Genomic DNA, 23203 nt, shown 5'->3' on the forward strand with positions numbered 1-23203 from the left:
GCCCGACCCGGTCCCGTCCGAAGATCATGCTTTCCACGCCCCGAAGAGCAGTACTTGCAGCCTCCGACCCGTGAACACCGGTCGAATAGTCAACGTTCCACCCATGAGCAACCAGCATCAGACGTTCGCTGATGGACTGGCCTCTGACCGAGCGGACTCGGTAAGAAGTGCTCCTTAGAAAGGAGGTGATCCAGCCGCACCTTCCGGTACGGCTACCTTGTTACGACTTCGTCCCAATCGCCAGTCCCACCTTCGACAGCTCCCTCCCACAAGGGGTTGGGCCACCGGCTTCGGGTGTTACCGACTTTCGTGACGTGACGGGCGGTGTGTACAAGGCCCGGGAACGTATTCACCGCAGCAATGCTGATCTGCGATTACTAGCAACTCCGACTTCATGGGGTCGAGTTGCAGACCCCAATCCGAACTGAGACAGGCTTTTTGAGATTCGCTCCGCCTTGCGGCTTCGCAGCTCATTGTACCTGCCATTGTAGCACGTGTGCAGCCCAAGACATAAGGGGCATGATGACTTGACGTCGTCCCCACCTTCCTCCGAGTTGACCCCGGCAGTCTCCTGTGAGTCCCCATCACCCCGAAGGGCATGCTGGCAACACAGAACAAGGGTTGCGCTCGTTGCGGGACTTAACCCAACATCTCACGACACGAGCTGACGACAGCCATGCACCACCTGTATACCGACCACAAGGGGGGCACCATCTCTGATGCTTTCCGGTATATGTCAAGCCTTGGTAAGGTTCTTCGCGTTGCGTCGAATTAAGCCACATGCTCCGCTGCTTGTGCGGGCCCCCGTCAATTCCTTTGAGTTTTAGCCTTGCGGCCGTACTCCCCAGGCGGGGAACTTAATGCGTTAGCTGCGGCACCGACGACGTGGAATGTCGCCAACACCTAGTTCCCACCGTTTACGGCGTGGACTACCAGGGTATCTAATCCTGTTCGCTCCCCACGCTTTCGCTCCTCAGCGTCAGTAATGGCCCAGAGATCCGCCTTCGCCACCGGTGTTCCTCCTGATATCTGCGCATTTCACCGCTACACCAGGAATTCCGATCTCCCCTACCACACTCTAGCCTGCCCGTATCGACTGCAGACCCGGGGTTAAGCCCCGGGCTTTCACAACCGACGTGACAAGCCGCCTACGAGCTCTTTACGCCCAATAATTCCGGACAACGCTTGCGCCCTACGTATTACCGCGGCTGCTGGCACGTAGTTAGCCGGCGCTTCTTCTGCAGGTACCGTCACTCTCGCTTCTTCCCTGCTGAAAGAGGTTTACAACCCGAAGGCCGTCATCCCTCACGCGGCGTCGCTGCATCAGGCTTTCGCCCATTGTGCAATATTCCCCACTGCTGCCTCCCGTAGGAGTCTGGGCCGTGTCTCAGTCCCAGTGTGGCCGGTCGCCCTCTCAGGCCGGCTACCCGTCGTCGCCTTGGTGAGCTTCTACCTCACCAACTAGCTGATAGGCCGCGGGCTCATCCTTCACCGCCGGAGCTTTCAACCCTCTCCCATGCGAGAGACGGTATTATCCGGTATTAGACCCCGTTTCCAGGGCTTGTCCCAGAGTGAAGGGCAGATTGCCCACGTGTTACTCACCCGTTCGCCACTAATCCACCCCGAAGGGCTTCATCGTTCGACTTGCATGTGTTAAGCACGCCGCCAGCGTTCGTCCTGAGCCAGGATCAAACTCTCCGTGAATGTTTTCCCGTAATCGGGATGAACACCACGAGAGCGGAACCAAGGAGAGGAATAATCTCCCGGTTCACAGCGTCCTCGCTGTGTCGCCTGCACGAACAAATGCCGTACAGGACTTTTTCAAAGGAACCTCAACTCACCGAAGTGAGCCGGGGTATCAACATATCTGGCGTTGACTTTTGGCACGCTGTTGAGTTCTCAAGGAACGGACGCTTCCTTTGTACTCACCCACAGAACATTTTCTGGGGCTTTCCTCCGGGCGCTTCCCTTCGGTGTTTCTTTTGTTCTTGCGTTTCCAACTCTACCAGATCCGTTTTCCGTTCCGTTTCCGGTTCGGATTTCATTTCCGGTGGCCGTTGGAGGGCCTTTGCCTTTCGGCGTGTTCACTACTTTAGCGGATTCCCTCCGCGACTCATAATCGAGTCCGTGAGTTCCAAATTCGGCATGCGGACACGCCGAATAGGCCCTCACTGGGAGGAAGTCGTAGGTAGTGGTTGGCCGCTTCCGGCTGTCGGCAGACTGCCGTGACCGGTTCAAGCGGCTCGGACTACATTACGGAGGCCCCCGGGCCGCGTCAAGTTCGGCGGCGGCGTGGCGCGTGGGCCCGATACGGGCTCACCGTGGGGTCGCCGGTCGTCCAGAAGCGGTAGGGGTGGACGGCGCCCTCCCCTCCTACGCCGGTCCTCGGACCCTCGCTGACCTGGATGGCTTCGACCGGAGTGCCGGTGAGGATCGAGAAGGGGCTGTCCGGGTCGCCGCAGAGGTCCGCGCCGTCGAGGCTCCGGTCCACGTCGAGTGCCGTGGCCAGGCGGGCCGGGCCTTTGGCCAGTTCCTTGTCGTTTCGGGCCGAGAGTCGACGCTTGCGAGCCAGTTCCGCGCCCTCGGTGATCTCGCCGCCGCGCAGGAGGACGGCGCTCGCCATGCCCTCCGGGCCGCACACCAGGTTCATGCAGTGCCACATGCCGTACGTGAAGTAGACGTACACATGGCCGGGCGGGCCGAACATCACGCCGTTGCGTGCGGTCTTGCCGCGATACGCGTGGGAGCCGGGGTCGGCCTCTCCCGCGTACGCCTCGACCTCTGTCAGACGGAGCTCGATCGGGCCGTGCTCCGAGTCGCGTACGAGGACGCGCCCCAGCAGGTCGGGGGCGACCTCCAGGACAGGGCGGTCGAAGAAGTCTCGGGTCAAGGGCGTACGGTCAGGCTCCGCGATCATGCCATCCGAGCGTAACGCACTCGGTGTGCGCACGCGGATGGCCTTCGGGCCGCTCGGTTGCCAGGGTGAGTGCGCGGAACCGCGCGCGGATTCCCGGCGTATGTACCGATCAAGGATTCAAGTCGATACGAACCACAGGCGGCGGCCTGGGGGAGGAGAGTCATGGGGTTCAAGAAGCTGCTCGCGAGTATGGGAGCCGGCGGCGCTTCGGTCGAGACCGTGCTGACCGAGGCCAATGTGGTCCCGGGCGGTGTGGTCCAGGGTGAGGTGCGGATCCAGGGTGGTTCCGTCGACCAGCAGATCGAGGGGCTGTCCGTGGGGCTCCAGGCGCGGGTCGAGGTCGAGGGCCAGGACCAGGAGACGAAGCAGGACATCGAGTTCACCAAGGTGCGGCTCGGTGGCGCCTTCACGCTTCAGGCCGGCCAGGTGCACGCCGTGCCGTTCGGCCTGGAGATCCCCTGGGAGACGCCGGTCACGAGCATCGACGGCCAGGAACTGCGCGGCATGAACATCGGTGTCACCACCGAGCTGGAGATCGCGCGGGCCGTGGACTCCACGGATCTGGACCCGATCAGCGTGCACCCGCTGCCGGCGCAGCAGGCCATTCTCGACGCCTTCATCCAGCTCGGCTTCCGCTTCAAGAGCGCCGACATGGAGCGCGGCCACATCCGCGGTACGCGGCAGAAGCTGCCGTTCTACCAGGAGATCGAGTTCTTCCCGCCGCAGCAGTACCGCGGGCTGAACCAGGTGGAGCTGAGCTTCGTCGCCGACGACCGCGAGATGGACGTCATCCTGGAGATGGACAAGAAGCCGGGCCTGTTCAGCGAGGGCAGCGACTCCTTCCGTTCGTTCAAGGTGGGTCTGAACGACTTCCAGGGCACCGACTGGAGCGCCTACCTGAACGAGTGGCTGTCGCAGGTCGGCTCCAAGCGCAACTGGTCCTAGGCTCGGGGGCACAGCAATCGACCAGGAGGTGCTCACGTGACCGAGCCGAAGAGGCCGCCGCTCCCCCATGACTTCCACCCGCCCGTGCCATCGTTCACGGTCACGAGTGAGGACGTCCGGCAGGGGGCGGTCCTGAAGGAAGCTCAGGTCCACGCGGCGGGGAACACCTCGCCGCACCTGCGGTGGGAGGGGTTTCCGCCGGAGACCAAGAGCTTCGCCGTGACGTGCTTCGACCCGGACGCCCCTACGGGCAGCGGGTTCTGGCACTGGACCGTCTTCGACATCCCGGCCTCGGTCACCGAGCTGCCGGCCGGTGCGGGCAGCGGCAAGTTCGAGGGGCTGCCCGAGGGTGCGGTGCAGGCGCGCAACGACTACGGGTCCAAGGAGTTCGGGGGTGCGGCCCCGCCGCCCGGCGACCCGGCGCACCGCTATGTGTTCACCGTGTACGCGGTGGACGAGGAGAAGCTGGGCCCGGACGCGGACACGCCGCCCGCGGCGGTCGGCTTCAACCTGCGGTTCCACACCCTCGCGCGTGCGCAGCTCGTCGCCGAGTACGGTGCGCCTGCCGAGGGCTGAGCCGCCCGCAGTGAACTGAGCGTTCATCTCTTGTTCGCCCGTCTCCGGTCATGGAAGTGATCGGGGACGGGCATTTTTTATTGCGTTGTCCATCTCGGCGTGCCCGGCCAGAGTTGATCCAAGCCCGCCAGGGGGTGGGCCGGTGCATACGGGAGGTGGGCAGGTTGATGCGGGACACGCTGGTGCTGAACGCGAGCTTCGAGCCGCTCTCGACGGTGACGCTCAACCGTGCCGTCGTTCTGGTGCTCCAGGACAAGGCCGTGGTCGAACAGGCCCACCCCGGACTGCGCGTGCGTGCGGCGGCGGTCGACATACCGGTGCCACGGGTGATCAGACTCTGCAGATACGTCCGGGTGCCGTTCCGGAGACAGGCGCCGTGGTCGAGGCGGGGGGTCCTCGTCAGGGACCGGCACCGGTGCGCGTACTGCGGCAGGCGCGCGACGACGGTGGACCATGTGGTGCCGCGGTCGCAGGGCGGCGCGGACTCGTGGCTGAACACGGTGGCCTCGTGCGCGATGGACAATCACCGCAAGGCCAACAGGACGCCCGAGGAGGCCGGGATGCCCTTGCTGCGGATGCCGTTCGAGCCCACTCCCGCGGACGCGATGCTCCTGGCGCTCGGGCGGGACGACCTGGCCTCACTGCCCCACTGGCTGGCACAGCCCGTCCCCGCCGCTTAGCGCCCCCTGCGGGGCCGGTCAGTCGATCGGTGGCTGTTCGCGGCGCTCCGTGCCGGAGCGGGAGTTCGCATCGCCGCCCATCGCGTTGAAGTTGCCGAACGCGCCGCCGAGGCCCTTGAGGGCGTCGCCGATCTCGCTGGGGACGATCCAGAGCTTGTTCGCGTCGCCCTCGGCGATCTTCGGGAGCATCTGGAGGTACTGGTACGCGAGGAGCTTCTGGTCCGCGTCTCCGGCGTGGATGGACTCGAAGACGGTGCGGATCGCCTGGGCCTCGCCCTCGGCGCGCAGGGCCGCGGCCTTGGCCTCACCTTCGGCGCGCAGGATCGCGGACTGCTTCTCGCCCTCGGCCCGCAGGATCTCCGACTGCCGTACACCCTCGGCCTGGAGGATCGCGGCGCGCTTGTCGCGGTCGGCGCGCATCTGCTTCTCCATCGAGTCCTGGATGGAGGTCGGCGGCTCGATCGCCTTCAGCTCGACGCGGTTGACGCGGATGCCCCACTTGCCGGTGGCCTCGTCGAGGACGCCGCGCAGGGCCGCGTTGATCTCCTCGCGGGAGGTGAGGGTCCGCTCCAGGTCCATGCCACCGATGATGTTGCGCAGGGTGGTGACGGTGAGCTGCTCGATGGCCTGGATGTAGCTGGCGACCTCGTAGGTCGCGGCCCGGGCGTCGGTCACCTGGTAGTAGATGACCGTGTCGATGTTGACCACCAGGTTGTCCTGGGTGATCACCGGCTGGGGCGGGAAGGGGACGACCTGTTCACGGAGGTCGATGCGGTTGCGGATCGAGTCGATGAACGGGACGACGATGTTGAGGCCGGCGTTCAAGGTGCGTGTGTAGCGGCCGAAGCGCTCGACGATGGCGGCGCTCGCCTGTGGGATGACCTGGATGGTCTTGATCAGGGCGATGAAGACCAGCACCACCAGAATGATCAGGACGATGATGATGGGTTGCATCGTGGCTCCCCGTACCCTTCATGCTTCGGCGTTCCGGAAAGATCTTGTGGGTGGAGTCTGTCAGACCTCCGCACGGCCCGTGCGGGATTCACATGACGATGGCCGTCGCCCCGTCGATCTCGACGACGTCCACCTCTTGGCCCGTCTCGTAGGCGAGGTCGGAGTCGAGTGAGCGGGCCGACCAGATCTCGCCGGCGAGCTTGATGCGGCCGCCGGTGGCGTCGACCCGTTCCAGCACGAGGGCCGATCTGCCCTTCAACGCCTCGACTCCGGTGGCCAGTTCGGGCCGCTGGGCCCGATGCCGGGCCGCGACGGGGCGCACGACGGCGATGAGGGCGACCGAGACCGCGGCGAAGACAAGGACCTGGAGGACCGTGTCACCGCCGAGGCCCGCGGTCACGGCGGCCGCGACGGCGCCCACGGCGAGCATGCCGAGCTCCGGCATCGCGGTCAATACGAGCGGGATTCCGAGCGCGGCGGCTCCGATCAGCCACCACACCCATGCGTCGATGTCCACGTGGTCATCGTAGGACCGCGGGTCCCTTCGCCGACAGGGGCCGCCGGTCGGCGGGGCCGGAGGGCGCGCCTCAGCCGAGGGGCAGGCCGGTGGCGGTCCAGCGGTCGTTGCGCTGCTCGACGACGAGCGGGAGGCCGAAGCAGCGGGAGAGGTTGCGGGAGGTGAGCTCAAGCTCCAGGGGTCCCGCGGCGAGCACCTTGCCCTGGCGGATCATCAGGACGTGGGTGAAGCCGGGGGCGATCTCCTCGACGTGGTGCGTGACCATGATCATCGAGGGGGCGATCGGGTCGCGCGCGAGACGGCCGAGGCGGCGTACGAGGTCTTCGCGGCCGCCGAGGTCGAGGCCGGCGGCGGGCTCGTCGAGGAGCAGCAGCTCGGGGTCGGTCATCAGGGCGCGGGCGATCAGGGTGCGCTTGCGCTCGCCCTCGGAGAGGGTGCCGAACTTGCGGTCGAGGTAGTCGCTCATGCCGAGGCGGTCGAGGAAGGCGCGGGCGCGCAGCTCGTCCATTTCCTCGTAGTTCTCGTGCCAGCCGGCGGTCATGCCGTAGGCCGCGGTGAGCACCGTCTGGAGGACCGTCTGGCGCTTGGGCAGCTTCTCGGCCATCGCGATGCCCGCGACGCCGATGCGCGGGCGCAGTTCGAAGACGTCGGTGCCCGGCTTGCCGAGGGTCTCGCCGAGGACGGTGGCGCTGCCGGTGCTCGGGAAGACGTAGCTCGACGCGACGTTGAGGAGGGTGGTCTTGCCCGCGCCGTTCGGGCCGAGGATGACCCAGCGCTCCCCCTCCTTGACCGACCAGGAGACCTGGTCCACCAGAGCCCGGCCCTCGCGGACCACAGATACGTCCTCAAGCTCCAGTACATCGCTCATGAGCGCGCTGTCTCCCATTGCAGTCTCGGTCTTCGCTCGCGCCGGTTAACGCGGCCCCCGGATAAAACCTACGCCACCGGCCGAGCGTTCCTGTCGTGAGGCCGGTCCTTAGGCTGTACGCATGCTCTCGGAACCACGCTCAGGACGCCTGGCCGCTTGGGGAAACGCCCTTTTGGCCGGACTTGTTTCTCCGGATGACGCGGTGCTCGCCATGGTCGGCGAGGACGCGGTGCACCGGGTCGAAGGCCTGCCCGGTGAGCCGGGCCGGGTCGGCCTGTCGCTCGCCATGGGCCGTCTGCGCTCGCTCGGTGTGACGGGCCTGCGGGTGGCGCTGCCCGCCCCCGGCCATCCGCTGGGTCTCAGTGGGCCACCCGAGTTCAACGCGCGGGCGCTCGCCGCGGAGGAGGCCGTGGTCGGGTTCGGCGCTCCGTACGGTCTTGTGCCCGAGGTGTACGAGGCGGGGCCCGAGGGCGATGTGCACGTGGACGTCGTCTGGCACTGCCTGCCGGTGCGGGAGGCGCCGCCCGCCGACGTGCCGTCGCTCGGCGAGGCGGAGCGTGAGCTCGCGGAGGCGCTGCGGGAGGCCACGGAGGTGCTCTCGCGGCTGGATGTGGCGGGCTCGGGGCCGATGGCCGAGGCGGCGCTCGACGCGTACCGGGCGCGGGCGGAGCGGGGCCGCGAGGTGCTGGCGCCGGGGTATCCGCCGCGTGCGGTACGGGTGCTCGAACTGGCGCAGCGGGTCGGAATGCTGGTGTCCCTGGCGCACGAGAACGGGCACGGCGGTGCCGTGAGCGCCTCGGAGATGGCCGCGCGGGGTCAGGCGCTGAGGCCGGTGGAGCGGACGGCCCGGCGGGCCCAGGTGGCCGCGTACAACGCGTACGTCGAGGACCGGGAGCGGAAGCGGGACGGGGGCTGAGAGCCTGTGTCACAGCTCTGGGACCCGAGGGTGGCGTGAGCATGCCGCGGGCCCCGCGGTCCTGTGTGGTCCGCGGGGCCCGCATCGGGTGTCGCGTCAGTGGTTCCCTGAGGCGTTGCCGAACGCCGGGTTGAGGGCACCGATGACGTTGACGCTGTTGCCGGTGACGTTGACCGGCGCGTGGACCGGGGCCTGGCCCAGGTTGCCCGAGCCGACGCCCGGGGAGTTCGTGGCCACGCCGTCGGCGCCCGAGGTGGCGGAGGCGGCTCCGGCGGAGGCACCCGCGGCGAGTCCGGCGGCGGCGACGGCCAGGGCGGCCTTCTTGGCGATGCTGTTCATGGGTGGTGCTCCTCCTGCTGGCGTGGGACGACCCCGGCTGCGGGGTCGAAGGGGTGACCGCGCGGGTGCGGTCAGGCGTTGGCGCAGGCGTTTCCGAACGCGGGGTTCAGGCCGCCGATGACCGTGACGGTGTTGCCGCAGAGGTTCACCGGGATGTGGATCGGGATCTGGATGACGTTGCCGCTGCCGACACCCGGGCTGTTCTTGGCCACGCCGTCGGCCTGGGCACCGCCGTGCGCCGCGGAGGCCATGCCGGCCCCGGCCGCGATGAGGCCGCCCGTCATCAACGTGACGACGGCGGCCTTCTTCAGCTTCTTCACTTCGGGATCCTCCTGGACGAAGGCTGCGGCCGACCGCCGCAGCACGCCCTGGAGAACGCCCGGGCGGCGCTCGGGTTGCGCCATATGGGGGACATCCACACGACGGTATGAATCTCATCCCGGAGCGCAACTGTTCGGGAGCGCCGGGAGTCGGCGGCGCCGGCCTGCGGATTTCAGCCGGCGACGCCGTGCCGCACGGCCCACAGGGCGGCCTGGGTGCGGTCGGCGAGGTCCAGCTTCATCAGGATGTTCGACACGTGCGTCTTGACGGTCTTCTCGGAGAGGACCAGGGCGCGCGCGATCTCGCGGTTGGAGCGGCCGTCGGCGATGAGGCCGAGGACCTCCCGCTCGCGTTCGGTCAGTGAGCCGCCTCTGCCCTGGCCGCCGTGCGCCTCCTCCTGGGAGAGCAGCGCGCCCGCCACCTCCGGCTGGAGCAGGACGTGTCCCGCGTGCACCGAGCGGATGGCACCGGCGAGGGCGTCCGGGTCCACGTCCTTGTATACGTACCCCGCGGCGCCCGCGCGCAGGGCGGGGACCACCGTGCGCTGCTCGGTGAAGCTGGTGACGATGAGCACGCGCGCGGGGTTGGCGAGCTCGCGGAGCTTGCGCAGCGCCTCGACGCCGTCCATGCCGGGCATCTTCACGTCCATCAGGACGACGTCCGGCTGCAGCTCCTCGGCCAGCGCGACTCCCTCGGCGCCGTCCGATGCCTCCCCCACGACCCGGATGTCGTCCTGGACCTCCAGGAACGTCCGCAGGCCCCGGCGGACCACCTGGTGGTCGTCGACCAGTAGCACCCGGATCCCTGTCCTCGCGTCGCGCACCGCGTCAGCCACCGGGGACCTCCATCTCGATCGTCGTGCCCTTGCCGGGCGCCGATTCCACGGTCAGCCGTCCGCCGACCCCGCTCGCGCGGTCGCGCATGGACACGAGGCCCAGGTGCCGTCCCGCGCGCCGTATGACCTGTGGGTCGAAGCCCGTGCCGTCGTCGGTGACGCGCAGGACGGCTCCGGTGCCCCGCTTGTCCAGGGTCACCGTGACGCACTCCGCCTGCGAGTGGCGCAGGGCGTTGTGCAGGGCTTCCTGGGCGACCCGCAGCATGGCTTCCTCCTGCGCGGCCGGCAGGGCCCGTACGCCCTTGCTGTCGAAGGTGACCCGCGCGGAGTGCGCGCGGTGCAGCACCTGGATGTGCGTACGCAAGGTGGCCACCAGGCCGTCCTCGTCCAGGGCGGCGGGGCGCAGCTCGACGACGGCGGCCCGCAGTTCGTCCGCGGCCTCGGCGGCGAGCGCCGCGACCTGCTGGAGCTCGCCCTTGGCGCGGGACGGGTCGCGGTCCACCAGGGCGGCCGCGGCCTGAGCCGTCAGGCGCAGCGAGAAGAGCTTCTGGCTGACGGCGTCGTGCAGCTCGTGGGCCAGCCGCGAGCGCTCCTCGGCGATGGTCAGCTCGCGGCTGCGTTCGTACAGGCGGGCGTTGGTCAGGGCGATCGCGGCGTGCTGCGCGAGGAGGGCCAGCAGTTCCTCGTCGTCCGCGGTGAAGCCGCATCTGCCCTCGATCCTGGGGCAGCGCTTGTTGGCGAGGAAGAGCGCGCCGAGCGTCTCGTCGTCGTGGCGGATCGGGAGGCCGAGGAAGTCGGACATGTCCGGGTGGGCGTCGGGCCAGCCCCCGAAGCGCGGGTCCTCGCGCACGTCGGCGAGGCGCTCGGGCTCGGCCTTCTGGAGCATGGCGGCGAGGATGCCGTGCTGGCGGGGCAGCGGGCCGATGGCCTTCCACTGCTCCTCGCTGACGCCGTCCACGACGAACTGGGCGAAGCCGCCGTGGTCGTCGGGGACTCCGAGCGCGGCGTACTCGGCGTCGAGGAGCTCGCGGGCGGAGGCGACGATCGTCTTGAGGACGTCGCGCACCTCCAGGTGCCTGCTCATGGCGAGCAGCGCGGAACTTACCGCGTCCAGCCCCGTTCGGGGTCCTTGACTCATGGTCACACCGTACCGGCGGGGTGTGACAGTCCGTATCGGCCCTGTGGCCGCCGTCGACTAGGGCTCGCGGCCTAGGTCGCAGGTCCGGGACCAGGACGAAGGGCCCTGCCCGGTTGCGTCCCGCGTACGAGGTGCGGGTGCGGCCCGCGTTCCTACGGTGAGGTCATCTGCTGGGCGCCGGGGATGTGGGCGCGGACTGTGAGGGGACGGATGTCATGCCGGTAGCGATCATCACGGGGGCCTCGAAGGGGCTGGGGCGCGCGCTGGGCGCGGCGCTCGCGGAGAGCGGCTGGGACCTCGTGCTCGACGCGAGGACCGCCTCCGTGCTCGGGGAGTCGGCCAGCGAGCTGCGCGAGTACGGCACGCGCGTGGAGGCACTGCCGGGGGACGTCACCGACGCGGGGCACCGCGCGGAGCTGGTGGCGGCGGCGCGGCGGCTCGGCGGTCTCGATCTCCTGGTGAACAACGCGAGCGCCCTGGGCGCGGAGCCCCTGGTACGGCTCGACGGGCTCGCGCTCGACGGGCTGCGGGTGGCGTTCGAGACGAACGTGGTGGCGGCGCTCGGCCTGGTCCACGAGGCGCTGCCGCTGCTGCGGGAGTCGGCGGGCGCGGTGCTGAACGTCAGCTCGGACGCGGCCGTCGAGGCGTACGAGACGTGGGGCGGGTACGGGGCCTCCAAGGCCGCCCTGGACCAGCTCTCGGCGGTCCTCGCGGTGGAGGAGCCCGGTATCAGGGTGTGGGCGGTGGACCCCGGTGACATGCGGACGGACCTGTACCGGGCGGCGGTGCCCCTCGACGACGTCTCGGGCCGGCCGTTGCCGCGGAGCGTGGTGCCCGCGTTCCTGCGGCTGATCGCTGAGCGTCCCGCCAGTGGTCGCCATGCGGCGCACGCGCTGCTCGTGGACGCCCGATGAGCGTGCTCGGGGCGTGGCCGCGCGTGCCGGAGGACCTGCACGCGCGCGTGCCCGCCGAGCAGCGGGGGCCGGGCCTCGGCAGGGACGACGTGCGGCTGCTCCTGTCGCGCGGTACGGAGGTCTCGCACCACGCGTTCAGGGAGCTGCCCGTACTGCTGCGGGCCGGGGATCTCCTGGTCGTCAACACCTCGCGGACGCTGGCCGCGGCCGTGGACGGGCGGCTCGGGCACGCACGCGTGGTGGTGCATTTCTCGACGCGGGGCGCGGACGGCCGCTGGGCGGTGGAGCTGCGGGACCCGGACGGGAAGGGGACCACGCGTGCGCGTGGCGGTGGTCCTGCGGGGGTGACCGTGCGGCTCCCCGGAGACGTACCCCTTGTCTGTGAGGAGCCGCTGGCGGCGGAGAGCCGGCGGCTGTGGTGGGCGCGGGTGGGGGCCGATGTGCCCGCGCTGCTGCGGCGGCACGGGCGGCCCATCCGTTACCGCTACACGGACAGGGACCAGCCGCTCGCCGCCCATCAGACCGTGTTCGCGCTGCCTTCGGCGGACGGGGCGGGGAGCGCGGAGATGCCGAGCGCGGGGCGGCCGTTCACGGCGGCGATGGTGGCGGAGCTGGTGAGCAGGGGCGTGCAGTTCGCACCCGTCACGCTGCACACCGGGGTGGCCTCGCAGGAGGCGCACGAGCCGCCGTACCCGGAGCCCTTCGAGGTGCCGGGGACGTCGGCGAGGCTGATCAACGCCGCGCGGGCGGGCGGCGGCCGGGTGATCGCGGTGGGCACGACGGCCGTGCGGGCCGTGGAGTCCGCCACGGGGGCCGACGGTGTCGTGCGGGCGGCGGGCGGGCGGACCGAGCTCGTGGTGACCCCGGAGCGGGGTGTGCGGGTGGTGGACGGCCTGCTGACCGGGCTGCACGAGCCGGAGGCCTCGCATCTGCTGATGCTGGAGGCGGTCGCGGGGCGGGCGGCGATCGAGCGCGGGTACGCGGAGGCGGTACGGCGTCTCTACCTCTGGCACGAGTTCGGCGACGTCCACCTCATACTGCGGGAGGAGAACGCTCACTGAGAGCATCGCAAGAGCAACCCACAGCGAGACCGGCGCGGGGCCGGTGTGAGCCCGCGCATAGGGTGCACGTCACGTACGAACGTCCCTAGTTGTGAGTGAAGTGCACCAAATATCCGTTTATGTACGGCAACAAGCCCCTAATGCGTGGGGTTGCGGGCCCGTACGGAGGCGTCGACGACCCCCCTGATCCACTACCTGGGGTCGTACGTCACACCTTTGCCACCCGATTTTGCGGCCGCTAACAATGGCTCACGTCGCTCGGCGCCGCGGTCATCGCACCGCGGCGTTTGTGCCGGAGAAGCAATGTCCCCCCGCCGGACCAGAGCGACCTCCGCTATTCGAAGAGGTCCAACTCGCATGTCCCAGCATCACCTCCCCGGCCCCGGTCGTGGCGCCGTGACCAAGAACCAGAAGTACTCGATCGCCGGTGTCGCCGCGCTCGGTGCCGCCGCCCTCGCGTTCTCCCTCGTGCCCGGCAACTCCGACGCCGCTGACACCCGGGCGGCCGGCGCCGCGCCCGCCTCCTTCGCGGTCTCCACCGACGCGCAGCAGGCGGTCCACGCCAACGTGGCCAAGCAGCTGTCGCACGCCGACAAGCAGGCCAAGGACGCCGCCGCCGCGAAGGCCGCCGCGGACAAGAAGGCGGCCGCCGACAAGAAGGCCGCCGACGAGGCCGCCGCGAAGAAGAAGGCCGAGGACGAGCGCAACGCCGCTGCCGCCGCCAGCCGCACCGCCGCCCGCAAGCCCACCTACACCAACAACCTGGACGGCTGGATCCGCCAGTCCCTGGACATCATGAAGAGCAAGGGCATCCCCGGCTCCTACGAGGGTCTGCACCGCAACATCATCCGTGAGTCCGCGGGCAACCCGCAGGCCGTGAACGGCTGGGACATCAACGCCATCAACGGCACCCCGTCGATCGGCCTGCTCCAGGTCATCAAGCCGACGTTCGACGCGTACCACGTCGACGGCACCTCCACGAACATCTACGACCCGGTCGCCAACATCACGGCCGCGGCCAACTACGCCGCCGACCGCTACGGCTCGATGGACAACGTGAACGGCGCCTACTGACCTTGATCGCCTGATCACTGGACCTCTTCAGCCGAAGATGAGGTTCGCAGACGCCGAAGGGCGGCACCCCGCACGGGGTGCCGCCCTTCTCGTACGTCATGGCGCGCTTACTTGCGCATGACCTCCGGCTCGTGGCGGCGCAGCAGGCGCGCGACCGCGAAGCCGCAGAGGACGCCGAGCGCCAGCAGGATCGTGAGGTTCATGCCCCACTGTCCGGCCGAGTGCTCCCACAGCGGGTCCAGGTCCGTGGGGTTCTTCTGGTCCCACGGCGGCATCAGGTGCGCGAGGTCCAGCGTGGCGCCCGCGCCCGCGATGGCCCAGCGGGACGGCATCAGCCAGGCGAACTGCTCCAGGCCCGGCGAGCCGTAGACCTGGAAGAGGACGCCGGTGAAGACGACCTGGACGATCGCGAACATCACCAGGAGCGGCATGGTCTTCTCGGAGGTCTTCACCAGCGAGGAGATGACCAGGCCGAACATCATCGACGTGAAGCCGAGCGCGATGATCGTCAAGCAGATCTCCGCGGCGGGGGGCATGATCAGGCCCTCCTCCGGCAGCTCGCGCGGGGCGAAGCCGATGCCGCAGATGATGACGCCCTGGATGGCCGTGATCACGCCGAGGACGATGACCTTGGACATCAGGTACGCGGAACGGGAGAGGCCGGTCGCCCGTTCCCGCTCGTAGATGACCCGTTCCTTGATCAGCTCGCGTACGGAGTTGGCGGCACCCGAGAAGCACATGCCGACCGCGAGGATCAGCATGATCGTGCCCGCGTCGCCGTTGAACTTGGCCGGCGGTTTCGGCGGTCCGAGCCCGAAGTCGGCCGGGATGACGACGCTGACGATGCCGAGGACCGCGGGCAGGATCACCATCAGGCCCATGAAGCCCTTGTCGGAGGCGATCACCGACACATAGCGGCGGATCAGGGTCCATAGCTGCGAACCCCAGCCCTGCGGCTTGGGCGGCTTCACCGCCTGCGGCGACGGCATCGGTACGGACTGCGCGGCGACGGCGTCGATGTCCGCGGCGTACATCTGGTAGTGCTGCGAGCCCTTCCAGCGGCCCGCCCAGTCGTAGTCGCGGTACTCCTCGAAGGCGGAGAAGACGTCGGCCCAGGTCTTGTAGCCGAAGAAGTTGAGCGCTTCCTCCGGCGGGCCGAAGTACGCCACCGAACCGCCCGGCGCCATGACGAGCAGCTTGTCGCAGATCGCCAGCTCGGCGACCGAGTGCGTGACGACGAGGACCGTACGGCCGTCGTCGGCGAGGCCGCGCAGGAGCTGCATGACGTCGCGGTCCATGCCCGGGTCGAGACCGGAGGTCGGCTCGTCCAGGAAGATCAGCGAGGGCTTGGTGAGCAGCTCCAGGGCGACCGAGACGCGCTTGCGCTGGCCACCGGAGAGGGAGGTGACCCTCTTCTCCTTGTGGATGTCCAGCTTGAGCTCGCGCAGCACCTCATCTATACGGGAGTCGCGCTCGGCGTCCGTCGTGTCCGCGGGGAAGCGGAGCTTGGCCGCGTACTTGAGGGCCTTCTTGACGGTCAGTTCCTTGTGCAGGATGTCGTCCTGCGGGACCAGACCGATGCGCTGGCGCAGCTCGGCGAACTGCTTGTAGAGGTTCCGGTTGTCGTAGAGGACGTCGCCCTGGTTGGCGGGCCGGTAGCCGGTGAGCGCCTTGAGCAGGGTGGACTTGCCGGAACCCGAGGGTCCGATGACCGCGATGAGCGACTTCTCCGGGACGCCGAAGGAGACGTCCTTGAGGATCTGCTTGCCGCCGTCGACCGTGACCGTGAGGTGGCGGGCCGAGAAGGAGACGTCACCGGTGTCGACGAACTCCTCGAGCTGCCCGCCGACGAGACGGAAGGTCGAGTGGCCGACGCCGACGATGTCGTTCGGGCCGAGGAGCACCGTCGAGGACTTCGCGATCGGCTGGCCGTTGACGTACGTGCCGTTGTGCGACCCGAGGTCGTGGATCTCGAAGCGGCCGTCCGGCGTCGCCGTGAACTCGGCGTGGTGACGCGAGACCTGGAGGTCGGAGACGACCAGTTCGTTCTCCAGCGCACGGCCGATGCGCATCTTGCGGCCGAGCGCGAGCTGGTGGAACGTCGTCGGGCTGCGTTCGCCGTAGACCGGCGGGGCCCCCGCGGCACCGCCGGAACCCGGGGTCTTCTGCGTGTACTGCTCGGCCGGACCGCCCTGCTGCTGCGGCACGTGCGGCTGCTGGTGCTGGTGCTGAGGCTGCTGGTGCTGAGGCGGCTGCTGCCAGCCGTGCTGCTGCGGTTGCTGCGGGGCCTGCTGCTGGTGCGGGACCTGCTGCTGTGCGGCCCAGCCCGGAGCCTCCTGCTGCGCGTGCTGCTGCGGCGCCGCGTACTGCTGGGCGGGCTGCTGCTGTGCGTTCTGTTGCTGGGCGTGCTGCTGCGGTACGGACGCCGCGGCGGCGGCGCCACCACCGGCCAGATTCAGCCGCGGCCCGTCGTTCGCGTTTCCGAGGTTCACGGCCGAGCCCGGGCCGATTTCCCTCTGCTGGATCCGCTGGCCCTGCACAAAGGTGCCGTTGGTACTGCCGTGGTCCTCAATGACCCAACTGCGCCCGCTCCAGCTGATCGTGGCGTGACGCCAGGACACCCTGGCGTCGTCGAGCGAGATGTCTCCCTGCGGATCCCGTCCGAGCGAGTACGACCTGGACGGATCTAGCGTCCAGGTCCTTCCATTCAATTCCAGTACGAGTTCCGGCACTCCATGCCCCACTGAGTTGTCCCCCGAGCTAGCCCCCATGTGGGGAGTCTAGGGATGTCGAACATCGGGAGGAACTATTTCAGGCGGAGGGCTCTGACCGAAAGTCGGGCCTTGTGAAGACTGCGTAGGCGCCCTTCAGCGCATCCCGTTGACGGGGAAGAAACCGCCCCGGAGAGTAGTAAGGGCCCATCAACGCCCATCAGCCGCAATCAGCGCATACGGATCATGGGCGACGCACTGCGGTTTCGGGGGGTCCTCTGATGCAGGCCGGTGAAGACAGGGGCGTTGCCCGGGGTGTGCGGTGGGGCGACGTACTGCTGTCCGCGATCGCCGCGGTGAGCTGGGCGCTGGTCGGCATGGCGGGGACCGCCGCGCTCGCGCTGCGTCTGCTCGGCGCCGACGAGGTGGGTTCCCTCGGCCCGATGACGGCGGCGACGGTGGCCCTGGGAGCGGGAGGTTCGGTCACGCCGTCCGGGGACGTGTCGGCGTTCGGCCTGGAGGGGGCGGAGGCGGCCACGGCAGTCGACATCGCGCCACTCGGCGTCGGCCTCGCCGGGGCGCTGCTCCTCGCCCACTTCTTCCTGCGCTCGCTGCGCGCGGCCGGGGCGTTCGTCCGGCCCGCCGAACTCGCCGCCCGCGCGGGCGCGGTGATCGCCCTCTTCGTGGCGATGCTCGGCGGCCTCGCCTATGTCGGTCACGACGTCGTCACGATCGACGGGAAGCGGCTCGGCATCGACGAGGGACTCGACAAGGGACTCGACGAGCTGCCCGGCGGGATCGGGGACGAGCTGCCCGACGGGGTCGGCGGGCTGCTGCCCGACCGGCTCGGGGACCTGGCGGAGGCGAAGGCGTCGGTCGGTTTCACCGTCGACACGGCGGCGACGCTGCTCGGCGGGGCGGGCTGGGTGGTCGTGGTCCTGCTCATCGCGCTGCTCGCCGCGCGCCGCACACCGCTGCCGCGCGGCCTCGACGTGCTGCACCGGGTGGTGCGGCCCGCGGTGTCCGCGCTGGTCACGGTGGCTCTGACGGCGGTCGTCGCGGGGCTCGCCGCGGCGGCGTACGCCATGGTCGGCGACGACCATCCGAAGCGGATCGCCGGCGCCGCGCTGCTGGGGGCGCCGAACGGGGTGTGGCTCGGGGTTCCCGTGGGGCTCTTCGTACCGTTCGACGGCCGCGCCACGGGTGCGCTCACCCAGGTCCTGCCGGACCCGGTGGACGACCTGCTCGGGGGGGACTCGGACCAGGCGCTCACGCTGGGGCGGCTCGCCGAACTCGACGGGCGGATCTGGCTGCTGGGTGTCGCCGCCGGGCTGATGATGCTGTTCGCCGGGGTGCTCACCGCTGCGCGGACTCCATTACGTGGCCTGCGCGTCCTGGGGTTCGCGGGGCGCTGCGGGGTACGGCTCGGGGTCGCCGCGGCGGTGGGCCTTCCGCTGATGGTGTGGGTGACGGGGGTCTCCGCCGATGCCTCGCTCTCCGTGTTCGGCTTCGACGCGTTCGGGGCCGGGTTGGAGCTGCACGGTCGGCTCGGGATGGCTGCGTTGCTCGGGGCGGCCTGGGGTTTCGGGGCGGGGCTACTGGGGGCGCTGCTCGCGTGTGCCACGGGGGCCGCGGGGGGCCGGAGCTCGCCGTTGGCGCTCTCGGGCGAGGGCATGTCCGTGCCCCCCACTCCGGGGACGGGGACAGGGACGGGGGCTGAGGCCGGAACCGGAGCCGGGGCCGGGGCTGGGGCCGGGGCTGGGGCCGGGGCTGGGGCCGGGGCTGGGGCCGGGGCTGGGGCCGGGGCTGGAGCCGGGGCCGGGACTGGAGCCGGGGCCGGGACTGGGACGGGGGCTGAGGCCGGAACCGGGGCTGAGGCCGGGACCAGGGCCGGAACGGGGACGGGGACGGGAGCTGAGGCCGGGGCTGGAGCCGGGGCCGGGGCCGGGGCCGGGGCCGGAACCGGGGCTGGAGCCGGGGGCGGGGCCAGGACCGGGGCCGGAACCGGGGCTGGAGCCGGGGGCGGGGCCGGGACCGGAGCCGGGGCTGAGGTCGGGCCCTATCGCCCCCGGGCCCCGCACCGCCCGCCGAACCCCGACACGAATCCCTACCTGCGTCCGCGAGGGCAGTCGTCGCGGCCACCGAGCGGAGAGTCCCCGCCCGAGGACGTATACGGCGCGCCCACGGTGGCGGGCCCGGTCGTCCCCCCGCCACGCCCACGCCCACGCCCCCGCTCCGGAGACTGGCCCCCGCCTCCCCCACCTCCACCACCGCCCCCTGCGACCGGCCCCCCACCACCGGGAAAGCCGCGGGGCTCGCGCTGACCGCCGGGCACCCCAGGGGCGCGAGGAACTGCGCGACCAGCCCAGGACGACCCGCGGACAACAAGCACCGGACCCACCTGCCCCTCGACGGCGCCCGTCAGGTGGTCCCGCCGGCTGCCCGAGGTGCGGGGTGGACCCCCACTCACGGGGGCGTTCACGTGTCCGAGGGCCGGACCGACGGACGGAGGAAAGAAAGCGGCCGCTACCGTAAGCGGCACCATGAGTGCTTCGCAGCCCCCCCAGCCCGCAGACGTCCCGACGCTCCTCGTCAAGATCTTCGGCAAGGACCGCCCCGGCCTCACCGCCGGCCTCTTCGACACCCTCGCCGCCTACTCCGTCGACGTGGTCGACATCGAGCAGGTCGTCACCCGTGGCCGCATAGTGCTGTGCGCGCTCGTGACCGAGCCGCCCTCCGGCCTGGAGGGAGACCTGCGCGCCACCGTCCACAGCTGGGCGGAGTCCATGAAGATGCAGGCCGAGATCATCTCGGGCATCGGCGACAACCTGCCGCGCGGTCTGGGGCGTTCGCACGTCACCGTCCTCGGCCACCCCCTGACCTCGGAGTCGACGGCGGCCATCGCCGCCAGCATCACGTCGACCGGCGGCAACATCGACCGCATCTTCCGGCTCGCCAAGTACCCGGTCACCGCCGTGGAGTTCGCGGTGTCCGGCACGGAGACCGAGCCCCTGCGCACCGCTCTGGCCATAGAGGCCGCGAAGCTCGGCGTGGACGTCGCGGTCGTGGCCGCGGGCCTGCACCGCCGTGCGCAGCGCCTGGTCGTGATGGACGTCGACTCGACGCTCATCCAGGACGAGGTCATCGAACTCTTCGCCGCCCACGCCGGGTGCGAGGACGAGGTCGCCGAGGTGACCTCCGCGGCGATGCGCGGCGAGCTGGACTTCGAGCAGTCCCTGCACGCGCGCGTGCGGCTGCTCGCGGGCCTCGACGCGTCGGTCGTCGACAAGGTCCGCTCCGAGGTCAGGCTCACCCCGGGCGCCCGCACCCTCATCCGCACCCTCAAGCGCCTCGGCTACCAAGTGGGAGTCGTCTCCGGCGGCTTCACACAGGTCACCGATGATCTTCAGGAACGCCTCGGCCTCGACTTCGCCCAGGCCAACACCCTGGAGATCGTCGACGGCAAGCTCACCGGCAGGGTGACCGGCGAGATCGTGGACCGCGCGGGCAAGGCGCGGCTGCTGCGCCGCTTCGCCGCGGAGGCCGGGGTCCCGCTGGAGCAGACCGTCGCGATCGGGGACGGTGCGAACGACCTCGACATGCTGAACGCGGCCGGTCTCGGCGTCGCCTTCAACGCCAAGCCCCTGGTCCGCGAGGCCGCGCACACCGCGGTGAACGTGCCGTTCCTCGACACCGTCCTCTACCTCCTCGGCATCACCCGCGAAGAGGTCGAGGCGGCAGAGACCCACGCGGACTGACTGCCCCCCCGGCCAGACCATGACCACGGGCCCCGCGCCACCGGCGCGGGGCCCTGCCGCACAGGAAACGGTGGACGCGTTACTCGGACGGCGCCCAGTAGTCGACAAGGGTGGCGACGCCCGGCTCCAGCGCCTTCCAGGAACCGGAGTACGTCAGGACGGCGAAGGTCGCGGTCGGGAAGCCCCGGCGGTCGAGCCGCTGCCGCGCGTCGCCCTCGGCGTCTCCGGCGAGGACGTCGGTCAGTCCCTGCACTCCGGGGTTGTGCCCGATCAGGAGAACGTTCCGCACGTCGTCCGGGGTCTCGTTGAGCACGGCGATCAGCTCGCCGGGAGAGGCTTCGTACAGCCGCTCCTCGTAGACGGTCTTCGGCCGCTGCGGCAGCTCGTGGACGGCGAGCTTCCAGGTCTCGCGGGTCCTGGCAGCGGAAGAACAGAGGGCCAGATCGAAGGCGATGCCGCTGTCGGCCAGCTTGCGTCCGGCGACGGGGGCGTCCCTGCGGCCTCGATCAGCGAGCGGCCGCTCGTGGTCGGCCACCTGGGGCCAGTCGGCCTTCGCATGCCGGAAGAGGACAATCTTGCGGGGTTCTGCGACGCTCATGCATCCCAGCTTCGCATGAAACGAGCCATGGGGCGCGGGTAGTTGGCGCGGTGTCCCGAGGTGGTGGACCGGGGCCTGTCGGGGAGGGGTCACGGGGCCATGCGCTGCACCATCGCCTGGACGCGCTCCATGAGGTTGGCGACGACGGGCTCGCTGCCCGCGGCGTGCGCGTCCACCGGGTTCAATATCAACAGGAGCAGGGCCGCGAAGGCCACGGCGGGCAGGGCGATCGCCCACCAGGGGAGCTGGATCTCGACGCCGGACGACCCCACGGGGTCGCGCCGGGTGTGCGAACGGGCCGACATGCCGCCTCCGTGATTCGAGTGTCCGTGCCGCGTCGTCGCGGGCACATCTCGAAACTAGGCGATCGGCGGCCGTCAACCCATCAGGTGACCCACCCACTTGACCCTGACACTGGCCCCCTAGGGGATGGGGGTGCCAGCCCCACCAGACCTCACCCCAAACCGGGCATTACACCCAGATCACGGATCACAGATCGCGGATCACAGATCACCGGCTCACCGGCTCACCGGCTCACCGGCTCACGGTGAGGCTATCGAGGCGATGATGCCGATGATCACGGTGATGGCCAGCATCGCGCCGAGCACGAGGAGCAGCTTCTTCTGGCCGTTCTGGGGGTTCGGGTCAAGGACGGGCATACGGTCAGTCTCGCACCCTTTGCCCCGCGGCCGCCGCCGGGGTCAGGCCTTCACCCGCGTCAGGCATTCACCCGCGTCAGGCATTCACCTGGGTCAGGCCCTCGCCGCCCTGGCGGCCACCTCGTCCTCGACCGTGCGGTCGCGGCCCGCGAGCGTACCGATGATGATCTGCGGCACCATCAGGCCCGCCATGAGCGCGATGGGCAGGCCCCAGCCGCCGCTGTGCTGGTAGAGGACGCCGACCAGGAGCGGGCCCGGGATCGAGATCAGGTAGCCGGTGCTCTGCGCGAAGGCCGACAGCTTGCCCACGCCGACGCTGCTCTTGGCCCGCATGCCGACCATGGTGAGGGCGAGCGGGAAGGCGCAGTTGGAGATGCCGAGCAGGATCGCCCAGGCCCACGCGCCGCCCGCGGGGGCGAGGTAGAGGCCCGCGTACCCCGTGAGGCCGCAGGCGCCGAGGACGATCACCACGGGGCCCTGGTTGGTCAACCGGGTGGCCACGCGCGGGATGACGAACGCCAGCGGCACGCCCATGGCCATCGTGATGGCGAGCAGGACGCCCGCCTCGCCCGCGGGGACGCCCGCGTCACGGAAGATCTGCGGCATCCAGCCCATCGTGATGTACGCGGCCGTGGCCTGGAGCCCGAAGAAGACGGCGAGCGCCCAGGCGGTGCGGCTGTGGGTGATACGCAGCCCGGCGTCCTCCTGGCGGACGCCGGCGCTGACGTGCTCGGGGGCGGCGGAGGCGGTGCCCCGGTCGCGGACGAGCGGTATCCACGGGACGACGGCGACGACGGCGAGCCCCGCCCACACGGCGAGCCCTGTCTGCCAGCGTCCGCCGAGGGCGTCGGTCATGGGGACGGTGAGGGCCGCGGCGAGGGAGGTGCCGAGCGCGAGCGCCATCGAGTACAGGCCGGTCATCGAGCCGACCCGGTCGGGGAACCAGCGCTTGACGATCACCGGCATCAGGACGTTGCTGACCGCGATGCCCATGAGGGCGAGCGCGGTGGCGGCGAGGAAGCCGGCCGTACCGCCGATGAAGGGGCGTATGACCAGGCCGGCGGCGATGGCCATCATGCCCACGCAGACGACCGCGCTGGGCCCGAAGCGCCGGGCGAACCGGGGAGCCATGACGCCGAAGACCGCGAAGCAGAGCGGCGGCACGGAGGTGAGCAGTCCGGCGAGGCTGCCGCTCATGCCGAGGCCGTCGCGCACCTCTTCGAGGAGTGCGCCGAGGCTGGTGATGGCCGGGCGGAGGTTGAGGGCCGCGAGGACGATGCCGACGGTGATCAGTCGCGTCGCCCACGCGCGCGTGGGGGTCCCTTTCGCCTGCTCCACGTCCGCCGTCTCGGTGCGCTCCACTGCCGCTGCGGGTGTCATCGTCCCGGTGTCCTCACTAGCCATGGGGCCATCATAGAATCA

22 protein-coding genes and 1 rRNA gene are annotated in these 23203 nt (G+C 70.0%); 9 read left to right on the plus strand and 14 right to left on the minus strand.

The genetic code is table 11. The features are described from left to right. Window positions 1-178: 178 nt before the first annotated feature. Both ACRAKF_RS09880 and ACRAKF_RS09885 read right to left on the minus strand, forming a co-directional pair. Window positions 179-1704 (minus strand): 16S ribosomal RNA (locus ACRAKF_RS09880). Between the two features lie 571 nt (window positions 1705-2275). After that, window positions 2276-2917: a DNA-3-methyladenine glycosylase gene (locus tag ACRAKF_RS09885; protein WP_447036564.1), complete on the minus strand. Its 642-nt coding sequence runs from the start codon at window positions 2915-2917 to the stop codon at window positions 2276-2278. 162 nt (window positions 2918-3079) lie between these two features. On the opposite strand from ACRAKF_RS09885, the gene ACRAKF_RS09890 reads away from it, so the two are divergent. The 3 genes from ACRAKF_RS09890 (at window position 3080) to ACRAKF_RS09900 (ending at window position 5118) form a co-directional block, all read left to right on the plus strand. After that, window positions 3080-3862 (plus strand): sporulation protein, encoded by a 783-nt coding sequence (locus tag ACRAKF_RS09890; protein WP_447036565.1) that lies wholly within the window; start codon window positions 3080-3082, stop codon window positions 3860-3862. 36 nt (window positions 3863-3898) lie between these two features. Continuing rightward, entirely contained in the window at window positions 3899-4438 is a 540-nt protein-coding gene (locus tag ACRAKF_RS09895; protein ID WP_447036566.1) for a YbhB/YbcL family Raf kinase inhibitor-like protein, read from the plus strand. Window positions 4439-4605: 167 nt separating this feature from the next. Beyond that, a complete protein-coding gene (locus ACRAKF_RS09900; RefSeq protein WP_447036567.1) occupies window positions 4606-5118 on the plus strand; it encodes an HNH endonuclease in 513 nt (170 codons plus the stop codon). 18 nt (window positions 5119-5136) lie between these two features. Here ACRAKF_RS09900 and ACRAKF_RS09905 read toward each other — a convergent pair whose 3' ends face one another. The 3 genes from ACRAKF_RS09905 to ACRAKF_RS09915 all read right to left on the minus strand — a co-directional run bounded on the left by ACRAKF_RS09905 (window position 5137) and on the right by ACRAKF_RS09915 (window position 7457). Next, window positions 5137-6072 (minus strand): SPFH domain-containing protein, encoded by a 936-nt coding sequence (locus tag ACRAKF_RS09905; RefSeq protein ID WP_447036568.1) that lies wholly within the window; start codon window positions 6070-6072, stop codon window positions 5137-5139. Between the two features lie 88 nt (window positions 6073-6160). Further along, on the minus strand, window positions 6161-6589 hold the full coding sequence (locus tag ACRAKF_RS09910; RefSeq protein WP_447036569.1) for an NfeD family protein: 429 nt from the start codon (window positions 6587-6589) through the stop codon (window positions 6161-6163). A gap of 70 nt (window positions 6590-6659) precedes the next feature. Next, a complete protein-coding gene (locus ACRAKF_RS09915) occupies window positions 6660-7457 on the minus strand; it encodes an ABC transporter ATP-binding protein (RefSeq protein WP_447036570.1) in 798 nt (265 codons plus the stop codon). Between the two features lie 121 nt (window positions 7458-7578). On the opposite strand from ACRAKF_RS09915, the gene ACRAKF_RS09920 reads away from it, so the two are divergent. Beyond that, on the plus strand, window positions 7579-8373 hold the full coding sequence (locus ACRAKF_RS09920; protein WP_447036571.1) for a hypothetical protein: 795 nt from the start codon (window positions 7579-7581) through the stop codon (window positions 8371-8373). 96 nt (window positions 8374-8469) lie between these two features. Here the strand turns inward: ACRAKF_RS09920 and ACRAKF_RS09925 are convergent, their stop codons facing one another. The 4 genes from ACRAKF_RS09925 to ACRAKF_RS09940 form a co-directional block, all read right to left on the minus strand. Then, entirely contained in the window at window positions 8470-8712 is a 243-nt protein-coding gene (locus ACRAKF_RS09925; protein ID WP_447036572.1) for a chaplin, read from the minus strand. Between the two features lie 71 nt (window positions 8713-8783). Further along, entirely contained in the window at window positions 8784-9032 is a 249-nt protein-coding gene (locus ACRAKF_RS09930) for a chaplin (protein ID WP_447041904.1), read from the minus strand. Window positions 9033-9205: 173 nt separating this feature from the next. Continuing rightward, window positions 9206-9868, minus strand: coding sequence for a response regulator (locus ACRAKF_RS09935; RefSeq protein WP_447036573.1), 663 nt, complete (start codon window positions 9866-9868; stop codon window positions 9206-9208). After that, complete coding sequence (locus ACRAKF_RS09940) at window positions 9861-11006, minus strand: GAF domain-containing sensor histidine kinase (RefSeq protein ID WP_447036574.1); 1146 nt, start codon at window positions 11004-11006, stop codon at window positions 9861-9863. The genes ACRAKF_RS09935 and ACRAKF_RS09940 overlap by 8 nt, the downstream gene beginning before the upstream one ends. Before the next feature lie 215 nt (window positions 11007-11221). On the opposite strand from ACRAKF_RS09940, the gene ACRAKF_RS09945 reads away from it, so the two are divergent. The 3 genes from ACRAKF_RS09945 to ACRAKF_RS09955 all read left to right on the plus strand — a co-directional run bounded on the left by ACRAKF_RS09945 (window position 11222) and on the right by ACRAKF_RS09955 (window position 14055). After that, entirely contained in the window at window positions 11222-11920 is a 699-nt protein-coding gene (locus ACRAKF_RS09945; RefSeq protein WP_447036575.1) for an SDR family NAD(P)-dependent oxidoreductase, read from the plus strand. Next, entirely contained in the window at window positions 11917-12981 is a 1065-nt protein-coding gene (locus ACRAKF_RS09950; protein WP_447036576.1) for an S-adenosylmethionine:tRNA ribosyltransferase-isomerase, read from the plus strand. The genes ACRAKF_RS09945 and ACRAKF_RS09950 overlap by 4 nt, the downstream gene beginning before the upstream one ends. Before the next feature lie 357 nt (window positions 12982-13338). Next, a complete protein-coding gene (locus ACRAKF_RS09955) occupies window positions 13339-14055 on the plus strand; it encodes a transglycosylase SLT domain-containing protein (protein ID WP_447036577.1) in 717 nt (238 codons plus the stop codon). Window positions 14056-14162: 107 nt separating this feature from the next. On the opposite strand, the gene ACRAKF_RS09960 is transcribed toward ACRAKF_RS09955, so the two are convergent. Further along, window positions 14163-16826: an FHA domain-containing protein gene (locus tag ACRAKF_RS09960; RefSeq protein WP_447036578.1), complete on the minus strand. Its 2664-nt coding sequence runs from the start codon at window positions 16824-16826 to the stop codon at window positions 14163-14165. Window positions 16827-17047: 221 nt separating this feature from the next. Between ACRAKF_RS09960 and ACRAKF_RS09965 the strand changes: the two genes are divergently transcribed. After that, window positions 17048-19090: a streptophobe family protein gene (locus ACRAKF_RS09965; protein ID WP_447036579.1), complete on the plus strand. Its 2043-nt coding sequence runs from the start codon at window positions 17048-17050 to the stop codon at window positions 19088-19090. Between the two features lie 219 nt (window positions 19091-19309). Continuing rightward, on the plus strand, window positions 19310-20524 hold the full coding sequence (gene serB, locus ACRAKF_RS09970; RefSeq protein ID WP_447036580.1) for a phosphoserine phosphatase SerB: 1215 nt from the start codon (window positions 19310-19312) through the stop codon (window positions 20522-20524). 79 nt (window positions 20525-20603) lie between these two features. Here the strand turns inward: serB and ACRAKF_RS09975 are convergent, their stop codons facing one another. From ACRAKF_RS09975 to ACRAKF_RS09990, 4 genes are all read right to left on the minus strand, one after another. Beyond that, complete coding sequence (locus tag ACRAKF_RS09975) at window positions 20604-21122, minus strand: SixA phosphatase family protein (RefSeq protein ID WP_447036581.1); 519 nt, start codon at window positions 21120-21122, stop codon at window positions 20604-20606. 89 nt (window positions 21123-21211) lie between these two features. Further along, window positions 21212-21427 (minus strand): hypothetical protein, encoded by a 216-nt coding sequence (locus ACRAKF_RS09980; protein ID WP_447036582.1) that lies wholly within the window; start codon window positions 21425-21427, stop codon window positions 21212-21214. Window positions 21428-21664: 237 nt separating this feature from the next. After that, window positions 21665-21781 carry an SGM_5486 family transporter-associated protein gene (locus ACRAKF_RS09985; protein WP_263974370.1) on the minus strand — a complete coding sequence of 39 codons (117 nt, stop codon included), beginning with the start codon at window positions 21779-21781 and terminating at the stop codon, window positions 21665-21667. A 93-nt stretch (window positions 21782-21874) separates the two neighbouring features. Further along, complete coding sequence (locus tag ACRAKF_RS09990; RefSeq protein ID WP_447036583.1) at window positions 21875-23185, minus strand: CynX/NimT family MFS transporter; 1311 nt, start codon at window positions 23183-23185, stop codon at window positions 21875-21877. Between the last annotated feature and the right edge of the window lie 18 nt (window positions 23186-23203).

This window comes from Streptomyces sp. DSM 118878, assembly GCF_052936595.1.

Coding starts and splice junctions, on each gene's coding strand:
- ACRAKF_RS09885 (WP_447036564.1), bottom strand. CDS start 2,917: ATGATCGCGGAGCCTGACCGTACGCCCTTGACCCGAGACTTCTTCGAC.
- ACRAKF_RS09890 (WP_447036565.1), top strand. CDS start 3,080: ATGGGGTTCAAGAAGCTGCTCGCGAGTATGGGAGCCGGCGGCGCTTCG.
- ACRAKF_RS09900 (WP_447036567.1), top strand. CDS start 4,606: ATGCGGGACACGCTGGTGCTGAACGCGAGCTTCGAGCCGCTCTCGACG.
- ACRAKF_RS09905 (WP_447036568.1), bottom strand. CDS start 6,072: ATGCAACCCATCATCATCGTCCTGATCATTCTGGTGGTGCTGGTCTTC.
- ACRAKF_RS09915 (WP_447036570.1), bottom strand. CDS start 7,457: ATGAGCGATGTACTGGAGCTTGAGGACGTATCTGTGGTCCGCGAGGGC.
- ACRAKF_RS09920 (WP_447036571.1), top strand. CDS start 7,579: ATGCTCTCGGAACCACGCTCAGGACGCCTGGCCGCTTGGGGAAACGCC.
- ACRAKF_RS09925 (WP_447036572.1), bottom strand. CDS start 8,712: ATGAACAGCATCGCCAAGAAGGCCGCCCTGGCCGTCGCCGCCGCCGGA.
- ACRAKF_RS09940 (WP_447036574.1), bottom strand. CDS start 11,006: ATGAGTCAAGGACCCCGAACGGGGCTGGACGCGGTAAGTTCCGCGCTG.
- ACRAKF_RS09945 (WP_447036575.1), top strand. CDS start 11,222: ATGCCGGTAGCGATCATCACGGGGGCCTCGAAGGGGCTGGGGCGCGCG.
- ACRAKF_RS09950 (WP_447036576.1), top strand. CDS start 11,917: ATGAGCGTGCTCGGGGCGTGGCCGCGCGTGCCGGAGGACCTGCACGCG.
- ACRAKF_RS09955 (WP_447036577.1), top strand. CDS start 13,339: ATGTCCCAGCATCACCTCCCCGGCCCCGGTCGTGGCGCCGTGACCAAG.
- ACRAKF_RS09960 (WP_447036578.1), bottom strand. CDS start 16,826: ATGGGGGCTAGCTCGGGGGACAACTCAGTGGGGCATGGAGTGCCGGAA.
- ACRAKF_RS09965 (WP_447036579.1), top strand. CDS start 17,048: ATGCAGGCCGGTGAAGACAGGGGCGTTGCCCGGGGTGTGCGGTGGGGC.
- serB (WP_447036580.1), top strand. CDS start 19,310: ATGAGTGCTTCGCAGCCCCCCCAGCCCGCAGACGTCCCGACGCTCCTC.
- ACRAKF_RS09975 (WP_447036581.1), bottom strand. CDS start 21,122: ATGAGCGTCGCAGAACCCCGCAAGATTGTCCTCTTCCGGCATGCGAAG.
- ACRAKF_RS09980 (WP_447036582.1), bottom strand. CDS start 21,427: ATGTCGGCCCGTTCGCACACCCGGCGCGACCCCGTGGGGTCGTCCGGC.
- ACRAKF_RS09985 (WP_263974370.1), bottom strand. CDS start 21,781: ATGCCCGTCCTTGACCCGAACCCCCAGAACGGCCAGAAGAAGCTGCTC.
- ACRAKF_RS09990 (WP_447036583.1), bottom strand. CDS start 23,185: ATGGCTAGTGAGGACACCGGGACGATGACACCCGCAGCGGCAGTGGAG.